Below are 9980 nucleotides of genomic sequence, written 5' to 3'. Positions count from 1 at the left end.
AACTCGAAGCGCACGCCCCGTCCGTACCGCCTTCCGACACGATCCCCAAGCCCGGCTCCACGGAGGACCCGACCTTGACTCCGCTCACCGCGCTCACCGCGCTCGACGACGCCATCGAGAACCTCGGTGTACCCGTCCCCTGCCGCTCGTACGACCCGGAGGTCTTCTTCGCCGAGTCGCCGGCGGACGTCGAGTACGCCAAGTCCCTCTGCCGCACCTGCCCGCTGATCGAGGCCTGCCTCGCCGGCGCCAAGGAGCGGCGTGAGCCCTGGGGCGTCTGGGGTGGCGAGCTGTTCGTCCAGGGAGTTGTCGTCGCCCGGAAGCGGCCGCGTGGCCGCCCGCGCAAGAACCCGGTCACGGCATGAACGCCCCAGGAACGATCGATCGCCCCCTCACGCACGACCCCCAGAAGCAGGCCCCGATGATGCCGTCCACCCACGAGCCCGCAGGCTCCGCGACCGAAGACTTCACCACCAGCGGCGCGAACGACTCGCGCCAGAACAGGACCCGAGAGATGCAACTCATCCCAGAAGCCATGGCTCGTGCGCATATGCACGAGCGACTGCGGGAGGCGCAGCGGGAACGTCAGGCCATGGGCCTGGTGACCGCTCGCCGGATGCAGCGCCGGGCCGAGCGCGCCTCCCGGCGCGCCCGCCGCGCGCTCGCCATGGCGGTCATGCAGTAACCGATCCCACCTGAAGCGGTGGCCTCCCGGACCGGGGGGCCAAGCTCTCCCCGCGGGGGCCGGTCCGTGCGAACGGATCGGCCCCCGCGGTGCGTTTCCGGCGGGCGGGTCACCGGACACGGCGTTGTCGTCGGCGGGTGACGAGTCATCCGGGCCGCAGTGACGACGCCGGCTCCGCGGAGCCGGACGTCCTGGTGCGCGCCCGCTGCGGCACGCGCGCCGAGGACCCGCAGCCGACCTGGACCCTCTCCGTGGAGAACGGCATCCGCCGTCACTACTGCGAGACGTGCTCCCGGGACAACCTGCGCGCGATCGAGGGCCGTCTGGACCAGCAGCGGTGGTAGCGGCGGCCGGGGGCGGCGCGTGTCATGCCTGGGCCGCCGGTTCCTCCGCCACCGGTTCCTCCGGGACGAAGCCCGGCAGCCACTCCTCGAGTTCGTCCCGCAGCCGCACCGTCGCGCCCAGCTGGCACAGCACACCGATGGTGCTCAGGGTCACCCGGTGGATCAGCAGATACGCCGGGGGCAGGTTGAGCTGCTTGCCCAACTGGTAGGCGGGCGAGCGGATGTCGGCGATGCGGGCCGCCTGGCTGCGCATCCAGCCGCGGGTGAAGGTGAACTCGTCGGCCTGCGCCGGTTCGATGATCGGCAGCAGGTAGTCGAGGACCGCGTCGGGGTCCAGCTCTATCGTCTCCTTGACGAATCCCTCCGCGCACAGCATGTCGTAGACGGCCTCGGCCTCGCCGTCCAGGGTCATCCGCAGGGCCTCGCCGATGGGGGCGGGCAGCCCGCCCGGGAGCCGGTCGACCGTGCCGAAGTCCAGTACGCCGAGGCGCCAGTCGTCCTCTCCGCCCGGGCCGCCGGGAAGCAGGCGGAAGTTGCCGGGATGCGGGTCGGCGTGCAGCAGCCCGGTGCGGGCGGGGCCGGAGAACAGGAAACGGGCCAGGAGCTGACCGGCCCGGTCGCGCTGGCTCTCGGTGCCGTCCGAGATGATCTCCGCCAGCGGTATGCCGTCCATCCACTCGGTGATCAGCACCTGCTCGCACTGGTGGACCACGTTCGGCACGACGACGTCGGGGTCGTCCGCGAACTCCTCGGCGTGGGACCGCTGGGCCTGGGCCTCCAGGCCGTAGTCCAGCTCCTCCGAGACGCGGTCCTTGAGCTCCGTGATCAGTGGCTTGACGTCCATACCGGGGACCAGCGGGCCCAGCAGACGGGCGAAGCGGCTCAGCTGGTTCAGGTCGGACAGCAGGGCCTCGCCGGCACCGGGGTACTGCACCTTGACCGCCACCTCGCGGCCGTCGTGCCACACACCCCGGTGCACCTGGCCGATCGAGGCCGCCGCGGACGGCTTGTCCTCGAACTCCAGGAACAGCTTCTGCCAGCCCTCGCCGAGCCGCTCCTGGAGCACCGCGTGAACGGTGCGGGTCGGCATGGGCGGGGCAGCCTCCTGAAGCTTGGTCAACGCCGCGCGATAGGGGCCGGCGACCTCTTCCGGCAGGGCGGACTCGAAGACCGACAGGGCCTGGCCGAACTTCATCGCGCCGCCCTTGAGCTCGCCGAGCACCTTGAAGAGCTGATCGGCGGTGCGCTGCTGCAGCTCGCGGCCGACGATCTCCGCGGACTCGCCCACGATCCGCTTGCCGAGTCCCCAGGTAGCCCGCCCGGCGAAGCCGAGCGGGAGCGCGGCCAGCTTGGCGGTCCGGGTGACCGCCTTCCGGGGAAGATCAGACATGCGCCCTCCAAGTCCCTGCCGGCCGCTCCGCGTCCGCCTTACGGCACGACTCCTCCGACGGCCCGTGCACGGCCATTGTCTCGTGCGACCGCCCGTCCCCGGAGGTGTGTTCTCCCTTACTGTTCTCCGCCGCTCCGCACGGGCACGCGGGGTGCGCCCGGACCGGCCGGGCATGCCAGTGCAGACCGGGGACGGAGACCTCCCAGCGGGCGCCCGCGCTGGACGGGACCCCGCCGTCCAGGAAAGCGAGCGCGTGGGCGGCCGCCAGTGAGGCCACCGTCGTGGCGAGCGTCAGGTCACATGCTCCCACTCGGCGCTGCCGTCCGGAACGCCACTGGGCGACCAGGCGCGGCCAGGTCGGGTCCCGGTCGGTGCGGTCCTCCTGGAGACAGCCCGCACAGCTCGTCTCACCGGGCAGAACGAGCGGGCCGACCACCCCGGTTCCCTCCACGACACCCGCGTAGAGATGCGGTGTGCCCGAGGACAGCAGGGGTTCGGCGGCGGACGGGTCGGGTGCGTGCACGGCGACGTCGTCCCGCGGGGCGAGGACGACCAGGGAGAAGCCGGGGGCGTCCGCCCCGGGCGGTGACTGGGCGGTCCGGCGCGGCGGCCGGCCCGGTGCGGCCCGGCGTGCGACACGGCGGGCCGTCTCGTCCCTGCGGTCGCCGACGGCCTCGGCGGGCAGTCCGCCCGGCGCGACGTCCCACGGCTCGACCCGCCCGACGTCGCGCACGTCGACCTCCCCCGCTCCGGCACCCGACAGCAGCGCCGCCAGAACCGCGCCGACCCGGCCCGCGCCCCTCACCTGCACCCGCATGCTGCCGCGCGCCGCCAGCCGCCCGAGCGCGTCGCCCGGTTCGGAGGTGGTCAGGGTCAGCGAGGCCAGGTCCGGGCGCAGCCGGTCGAGGACCTCCCGTTTCCCGCGCAGGGCGTCGGCGTCCGGTCCACCGCCCCGGGAGTCGTCCAGGAGCCCGGCCCGCGACAGTCGTCGTACGAGCCGGTCGACGTGGCCGTCGGGCAGATCCATACGCCGCCCCTCCTCGCGCAGGAGCCCGAGGCCGCGGGTGCCGTCGAGCAGGTCGAGGAAGCTGCCCGTCGCCGTGTCCATCGGTCCCAGCGTCAAGGCGTGGGCCGGTGTCATTCCGAACTGCACGGTGTTGAGATCGCGCCACCCCCGCCTGAGCGCCGGCTTGACCATCGGATGCATGACAGGCCCCCGTATGTCCTGGATCGTCCCCGTAGTGATGGCCGAGGCGACTCGCGACTCGGCCGACGAGTGCCAGCATGCCCGCACGGGCCGCGGGCCGCCGAAAGCTGTCCACAGGCGAGGGGATTCGTCGTACAAATCCGGCGCACGGTGGGAGGATCATCGGCGAACCGTCCCGGAGCCGGGACTTCCCCCTGTACAGCGGGTACCGTCGGGGCGTGCCCGCCGACCCACTGCACCGCGCCGGAAAGTCACAGCGCAGCACGACGAGCCAGCCGACGAACGGCTCACGGGCGAGCGCGATCGAGGTCCGCAGGAGCGCCCGCCGTCGCAGAACGGTCTCCGCGTACCGAGAGGGCGATCGCACCGTCGTGCTCATCCCCGCCCGGATGTCCGAGGCGGAGGAGCAGCGCTGGGTGACCGTCATGCTCGACAAGCTGGCCGCCCAGGAGAGCAGGCGGGCGCTCGGCGACACCGAGCTGGCCGAGCGCGCCCGGCGCCTGTCCGCCCAGTACTTCGACGGGCGGGCCCGCCCCGCATCGGTGCGCTGGGTGACCAACCAGAACACGCGCTGGGGCTCGTGCACCCCGTCCGAGGGCAGTATCCGCCTGTCGCACCGGCTGCAGGGCATGCCCGAGTACGTCGTCGACTACGTCCTGTGCCACGAACTGGCGCATCTGCTGGTGCCCGGGCACGGGCCCCGCTTCTGGCGGCTGCTGGAGGCGTACCCGAAGACCGAGCGGGCCCGGGGGTACCTCGAGGGCGTGGTCGCGGCCGAGCGGCTGCCCCACGTGCCGGCCGCCCGCGACGAGTGAGCCCGCCCGTGACGAGCGCACCGTAGCGCCACGCGCGCGTTGTGTACCGGGTCTGTACCGACTGCCCGCACCGACTTCTTCCGGTGTCGGAGTTTGCCGTTAGCCTGGCGCGACGCACTCACATTCGGGATGGGGGACGGTCGTACGCATGGCCAGGGAATTCCAACGCGGCCACAAGGCCAGGATCAGCGACCTCACGGCGGGGACGGATCTGTACGTAGGCGTGCAGATCTCCGGGCCCGGGCTGACCTTCGACATCAGCTGCTTCGGTCTCGACGCCGACGAACGGCTCTCGGACGACCGGTACTTCATCTTCTACAACCAGCCGAAGTCCCCCGAAGAGTCCATCCAGCTCCTGGGCGCCCAGGCCGGCGACACGGAGTCCTTCCGCGTGACGCTGGACCGGATCCCGCAGCAGATCAAGAAGCTGTCCTTCACGGCGACCGTCGACGGCGCCGGCCAGATGTCACAGATCGGTCCCGGATACATCCGCATCGTCGCGGGCGGCGAGGAGGTGGCCCGGTACCCCTTCAGCGGTTCGGAGTTCTCCACCGAGCGGGCCGTGATGCTCGGCGACTTCTACCTCAAGGACGTGTGGCGGTTCGCCGCCGTCGGCCAGGGCTTCGACGGCGGGCTCGACGCGCTGCTGAGGAACTTCGGCGGCGAGGTGGCCGAGGACGAACCGGCCGCCCCGCAGCAGTCGCAGCCGCAGGCAGCCGCGGCCGCGCCCGGCTTCGCGCCGCCCGCCCAGGCCGCCGCGCCGCCCGCGTTCGGAGTGCCCGGCGCCGGCTCCACGCCCGCCCCGGCTCCCGTCCCCGCCCCGGCTCCCGTCCCCGCCCCGGCTCCCGTCCACCAGCCCGCCGCGCAGGGCTTCGCGCCCCCGCCCGGCGCCACCCCGCCGCCGGCCCCCGCGCCCCCGGTGCCCCCGGTGCACACCGCGCCGACCATCGTCGCGCCCATGCACACCCCGCCCGGCGGTTCCCCGGTGCCGCCCCCTGCCCCTGCGCCCGCGCCCTACGGCCAGCCGGGCCAGCAGCCGCCGTACGGCCAGCCCGTTCCGGGGCAGACCGCTCCGCCGCCCCCGGGCTACGCCGCCCAGCCGCAGGCGCCCCAGGCCCCCGCGCCGCCGCCCGGCTACGGGCAGCCGACGCCCCCTCCGGGCTACGGGCAGCCGACGCCGCCCCCGGGCTACGGCCAGCAGCCGCCGCCCGGACAGATGCCCGGCCAGCCGACGCCGTACGGGGCGCCGCAGGGTGCTCCCCAGGGGGCTCCGCAGGGCCCGGGCGTCCTCGGCGCGCTCCAGCAGTTCAAGGAGACACCCACCGGGCAGCGGTGGACGCAGCAGAACAAGAAGCTCGTCCGCGCCGACCTCGGCATCGGCGGGCAGGCCGTACTGGCCCGGCAGGGCAGCATGGTGCTCTACCAGGGCAAGGTCGACTTCAGCTACAAGGGCGCCGGCTTCTCCGGTCGCATCGTGGGCAATGCCACCGGCCAGGAGATGCAGCTGATGCGCTGCACCGGCCAGGGCCAGGTGTTCTTCGCCGAGAACTCCACGATGCTGCACCCGATCGAGCTCCAGGGCGACGCCGTGTGCGTCTCCGCCGAGAACGTCCTCGCCTTCGACGAGAGCCTGCAGTACGAGGTCCGCCGCATCGAGGGGCACGGCATCCCCGGCGGCGCGCTGTTCACGATGCAGTTCCAGGGGACCGGCACCATCGTCGTGAAGACGCACGGCGTGCCCGTGGTGCTGCCGGTCACGCCCACCACGTTCGCCGACTGCAACGCGGTGGTCGCCTGGTCGGCCGCCTCCCAGGTGGTCGTCTCCAGCCAGGTGCGGATGCGCCGCAACTCCTACCCCGGCGACACGGGGGAGAGCGTCAACCTCCAGTTCCGGGGCGCGCCCGGCAACTTCATCGTCGTCCAGCCGTACGAGATCTAAAGGGAGCCCGTCATGAACCAGCCACTCGCGGGCTTCGCCCCCGCCCCCGTCACCGCCCGCATGGAGAACCACGGCAACCACATGCTGAAGGTCGCCATGCAGACCGGAAACGACCTCCTCGCGCGCGTGGGGTCCATGGTCGCCTACGAGGGGTTCGTCCAGTACGAGCCCAACCCGCCGGCCGTCCGCCAGATCGCCAAGGACTGGCTGACCGGCGAGGGCGCCCCCCTGATGAAGTGCTCCGGCGACGGCCTGCTCTACCTCGCCGACTACGGAGCCAACGTCGTCGTGATCAACCTCAACGGCGACGGCATCTCCGTCAACGCCACCAACCTGCTCGCCTTCGACGCCCACCTGACGTGGGGCGTGGAGCGGGTCAAGGGCCTGGCGAAGTTCGCCGGACAGGGCCTGTGGAACACCAAGATCTCCGGGCAGGGCTGGGTCGCGCTGACCTCCCGCGGCAAGCCGATCGTCGTCGACTGCGGTGGCGGCGACGACGAGACGTACGTCGACCCGGACGCCCTCGTCGCCTGGTCCCCGAACCTCAAGGTGAAGGGCAAGCGCAGCTTCCGGGCCCAGTCGCTGATCGGCCGCGGCAGCGGGGAGGCCTACCAGATGGCCTTCTCCGGTCAGGGCATCGTCGTCGTCCAGCCCAGTGAGGACAGCACCGACCGTCTCCGGGCCCGGGGCTGAGGGAGAGCAACCACACCATGCAGAGCCCGCTTTTCGCCTACAACGACCAGCAGACCCAGGAGCGCTGGAGCCTGCAGAACAAGCAGATGCTCCGGGTCGCCCTGGACGGCCACGACGACATCCTCGCCCGCAAGGGCACCATGGTCGCCTACCAGGGCCTCGTCGAGTTCGACGCCGAGTTCCAGAGCAACAGCCAGTCGCAGGCGCGTGCGCGCACCGGCGAGGGACTCGACCTCATGCGCTGCCACGGACAGGGCACGGTCTACCTCGCCAACCTCGCCCAGCACATCCACATCATGGAGGTGGACCAGGACGGGCTCACGGTCGACAGCAGCTATGTGCTCGCGATGGACTCCTCGCTGCACCACGAGGTCATCGCCGTCGACAGCCTGTACGGCATCTCCGGCTCCGGGAAGTACCAGCTCAACATCACCGGCCGCGGCAAGGTCGCCCTGATGACCTCGGGCATGCCCCTGCTGATGCAGGTGACGCCGGACAAGTACGTCAACTGCGACGCCGACGCGATCGTCGCCTGGTCCACCGCGCTGCGCGTGCAGATGCAGGCCCAGACGCACTCCTCCGGGGTGTGGCGGCGCCGCGGCAACACCGGTGAGGGCTGGGAGCTGAGCTTCATGGGCAGCGGCTTCGCGCTGGTCCAGCCCAGCGAGCTGCTGCCGCCGCAGAACGCCCAGATCGGCTCGGGCCTCGCCGCGCAGTACGGCATGGGACAGCAGGGCGCCCGCGGCCAGAACCAGGGCAACGTCTGGAGCTGACCGGCCGGCACCGGGACAGAGGTGAGGGGCGACCGCCACGGTGGTCGCCCCTCACCCACACGCACCTGTACGCCGAGTCCCGTACGCCGGGCGCCCGGCCCTCAGGCACCCAGTCTTCTGCGGGTCGCTTCGACCAGACGGAGGACCGACGCGTCGGCCACGTCCGCGACCTCGTCGTACGAGAACCAGCGCAGGTCGAGGGACTCGTCGCTGATCGTGTGCGCGGCGTCCGGCGCCGCCAGGGCCGCGTACTGGACGTCGAAGTGGCAGTGGCAGGGCGGCGGGATCGGATGCCGGTCCAGGCGCACCGGCCCGCCCGCGAGGAGCGTCAGGCCCGCGACGCCGGACTCCTCCGTGGCCTCCCGCAGGGCCGCCGCCGCGAGTGAGGCGTCACCCGGCTCGCAGTGCCCGCCCATCTGCAGCCACATGCGCAGCTTCCTGTGCAGGGTGAGCAGCACCCGGCCGCGCGCCGGATCGACCACCAGGGCGCTCGCCGTGACGTGGCCCGCCTGGCAGGCCTTCCACATGCCGTCCGGATGCGCCGCGAGGTGGTCCAGATAGGCCTGGCGCAGTTCGGGCTGGTCCTCGTACCCCTTGAGCACGAGGACCGCGTCGTCGTACAGGCTCACTCGGCGCCGTCGCCCTTGTCCTGGTCGCCGTCCTGGTCCCTGCCCTCGTCCTCGCCCTTGCCCTTCTTCCTGAGGTCGGGCTTGCCGGCCGCCTCGCCGAGCATCTTGTCCAGCTCGGAGAAGTCGATCTGCTCACGGTGCACGAAGCCGTCCGGGTCGTCCAGGTCGGTGGCCGTGGGCAGCATGTCCGGGTGGGCCCACAGGGCGTCCCGGCCGTCGACACCGCGCGCGTCGGTGAGCGAGGCCCACAGGCGCGAGGCGTCGCGCAGCCGGCGCGGGCGCAGCTCCAGACCGATCAGCGTGGCGAACGTCTGCTCCGCCGGGCCGCCCGAGGCACGGCGGCGGCGCAGCGTCTCGCGCAGCGCGTCGGCCGACGACAGCCGGGGCTTCGCCGCCGCGTGCACCACTGCGTCCACCCAGCCCTCGACGAGCGCCAGCGCCGTCTCCAGGCGGGCCAGGGCGGCCTTCTGCTCCGGCGTGTCCTCCGGCTGGAACATGCCCTGCTGGAGGGCCTCCTGCAGCTGCTCGGGGTTCTGCGGGTCGAACTGGCCGACCACGTCCTCCAGCTTGGCCGTGTCGACCTTGATCCCGCGCGCGTAGCCGTCGACCGCGCCGAACAGGTGCGAGCGCAGCCACGGGACGTGCGCGAACAGGCGCTGGTGGGCGGCCTCGCGCAGGGCGAGGTACAGCCGCACCTCCTCCTGCGACACGCCCAGGTCCTTGCCGAACGTCTCGATGTTCAGCGGAAGCAGTGCCGCCCGCCCGGCCGGCCCGAGGGGCAGGCCGATGTCGGACGAACCGACGACCTCACCGGCCAGCACGCCGACGGCCTGCCCGATCTGCGTGCCGAACATGGCGCCGCCCATGGAGCGCATCATGCCGATCAGCGGGCCGGCCATGGCCTGCATCTCCTCCGGCAGGACGTCGCCCATGGCGTTCCCGACGCGCTCGGCGACCGGGTCGACCAGTTCCTGCCAGGCCGGGAGGGTCGCCTCGACCCACTCCGCGCGGCTCCAGGCCACGGCGGAGTGCGCGCCCGACGGCAGGGAGGTGGCGTCGTCCAGCCACAGGTCGGCCAGGCGGACGGCGTCCTCGACGGCCTTGCGGTCGGCGGGGCCCACGCTCGCGTCCTTCGAACCGCCGGCGGTGCCCTGGGCCACGGTCTGGCGTGCGATCTGCTTGGCCATGTCCCAGTTCACCGGGCCGCCCTCGTAGGAGAGCATCTGGCCCAGCTGCTGGAACGCGGCGCCCAGGTCGGTGGGGTTCAGCGACCCGAACATCGCGGCGAACGGATTGTCCGCGCCCGGGCCGCCAAAGCCTCCGGCTCCGGACATGCCGAAACCGAACGGGTTGGCCGGGCCCTGACCACCGCCGCTCTGCGGGTCCTTCTTCTTGCCCTCGTCGCCGTCGTCCGGCTCCTCCGGCGGAAGGCCGAATCCGAATGGGGTGTCACTCACGGGATTCCTCGGCTGGTAGGGCCGCCGGTTCTTTCCGGCGGCACGGCT

11 protein-coding genes are annotated in these 9980 nt (G+C 72.4%); 7 read left to right on the top strand and 4 right to left on the bottom strand.

Going from position 1 to position 9980, the window contains the following annotated elements:
• The 3 genes from RIM90_RS28015 to RIM90_RS28005 all read left to right on the top strand — a co-directional run.
• The coding region (locus tag RIM90_RS28015; RefSeq protein ID WP_309063547.1) for a WhiB family transcriptional regulator at positions 1-365 on the top strand (365 nt) is incomplete at its 5' end.
• Positions 362-685 (top strand): hypothetical protein, encoded by a 324-nt coding sequence (locus RIM90_RS28010; protein WP_184817904.1) that lies wholly within the window; start codon positions 362-364, stop codon positions 683-685. The genes RIM90_RS28015 and RIM90_RS28010, both read left to right, overlap by 4 nt.
• Before the next feature lie 137 nt (positions 686-822).
• Positions 823-1029, top strand: a complete 207-nt coding sequence (locus tag RIM90_RS28005) for a hypothetical protein (RefSeq protein ID WP_309063546.1) — start codon at positions 823-825, stop codon at positions 1027-1029.
• Between the two features lie 22 nt (positions 1030-1051).
• Here RIM90_RS28005 and RIM90_RS28000 read toward each other — a convergent pair whose 3' ends face one another.
• Both RIM90_RS28000 and RIM90_RS27995 read right to left on the bottom strand, forming a co-directional pair.
• Positions 1052-2419: an AarF/ABC1/UbiB kinase family protein gene (locus RIM90_RS28000; protein WP_309063545.1), complete on the bottom strand. Its 1368-nt coding sequence runs from the start codon at positions 2417-2419 to the stop codon at positions 1052-1054.
• Positions 2412-3626 (bottom strand): ThiF family adenylyltransferase, encoded by a 1215-nt coding sequence (locus tag RIM90_RS27995; RefSeq protein WP_309063544.1) that lies wholly within the window; start codon positions 3624-3626, stop codon positions 2412-2414. The genes RIM90_RS28000 and RIM90_RS27995 overlap by 8 nt, the downstream gene beginning before the upstream one ends.
• A 218-nt stretch (positions 3627-3844) precedes the next feature.
• On the opposite strand from RIM90_RS27995, the gene RIM90_RS27990 reads away from it, so the two are divergent.
• The 4 genes from RIM90_RS27990 to RIM90_RS27975 all read left to right on the top strand — a co-directional run bounded on the left by RIM90_RS27990 (position 3845) and on the right by RIM90_RS27975 (position 7846).
• Positions 3845-4441 (top strand): M48 family metallopeptidase, encoded by a 597-nt coding sequence (locus RIM90_RS27990; protein WP_309063543.1) that lies wholly within the window; start codon positions 3845-3847, stop codon positions 4439-4441.
• A 148-nt stretch (positions 4442-4589) separates the two neighbouring features.
• Positions 4590-6380 (top strand): TerD family protein, encoded by a 1791-nt coding sequence (locus tag RIM90_RS27985; RefSeq protein WP_309063542.1) that lies wholly within the window; start codon positions 4590-4592, stop codon positions 6378-6380.
• A 12-nt stretch (positions 6381-6392) separates the two neighbouring features.
• The gene (locus tag RIM90_RS27980; protein ID WP_309063541.1) at positions 6393-7073 is read left to right on the top strand and encodes an AIM24 family protein; all 681 of its coding nucleotides are present in this window, start codon (positions 6393-6395) and stop codon (positions 7071-7073) included.
• A 17-nt stretch (positions 7074-7090) separates the two neighbouring features.
• A complete protein-coding gene (locus RIM90_RS27975) occupies positions 7091-7846 on the top strand; it encodes an AIM24 family protein (RefSeq protein ID WP_309063540.1) in 756 nt (251 codons plus the stop codon).
• 101 nt (positions 7847-7947) lie between these two features.
• On the opposite strand, the gene RIM90_RS27970 is transcribed toward RIM90_RS27975, so the two are convergent.
• Entirely contained in the window at positions 7948-8475 is a 528-nt protein-coding gene (locus RIM90_RS27970) for an NUDIX hydrolase (protein WP_309063539.1), read from the bottom strand.
• Positions 8472-9932, bottom strand: coding sequence for a zinc-dependent metalloprotease (locus RIM90_RS27965; RefSeq protein ID WP_309063538.1), 1461 nt, complete (start codon positions 9930-9932; stop codon positions 8472-8474). Before RIM90_RS27965 ends, RIM90_RS27970 begins: the two co-directional genes overlap by 4 nt.
• Positions 9933-9980: the final 48 nt, after the last annotated feature.

This window comes from Streptomyces sp., assembly GCF_031181555.1.
In the GTDB taxonomy this organism is placed as follows: domain Bacteria; phylum Actinomycetota; class Actinomycetes; order Streptomycetales; family Streptomycetaceae; genus Streptomyces; species Streptomyces fimbriatus.
Note: the sequence above shows the minus strand (reverse complement) of the source record. Positions and strands in the feature narration are given on the sequence as shown.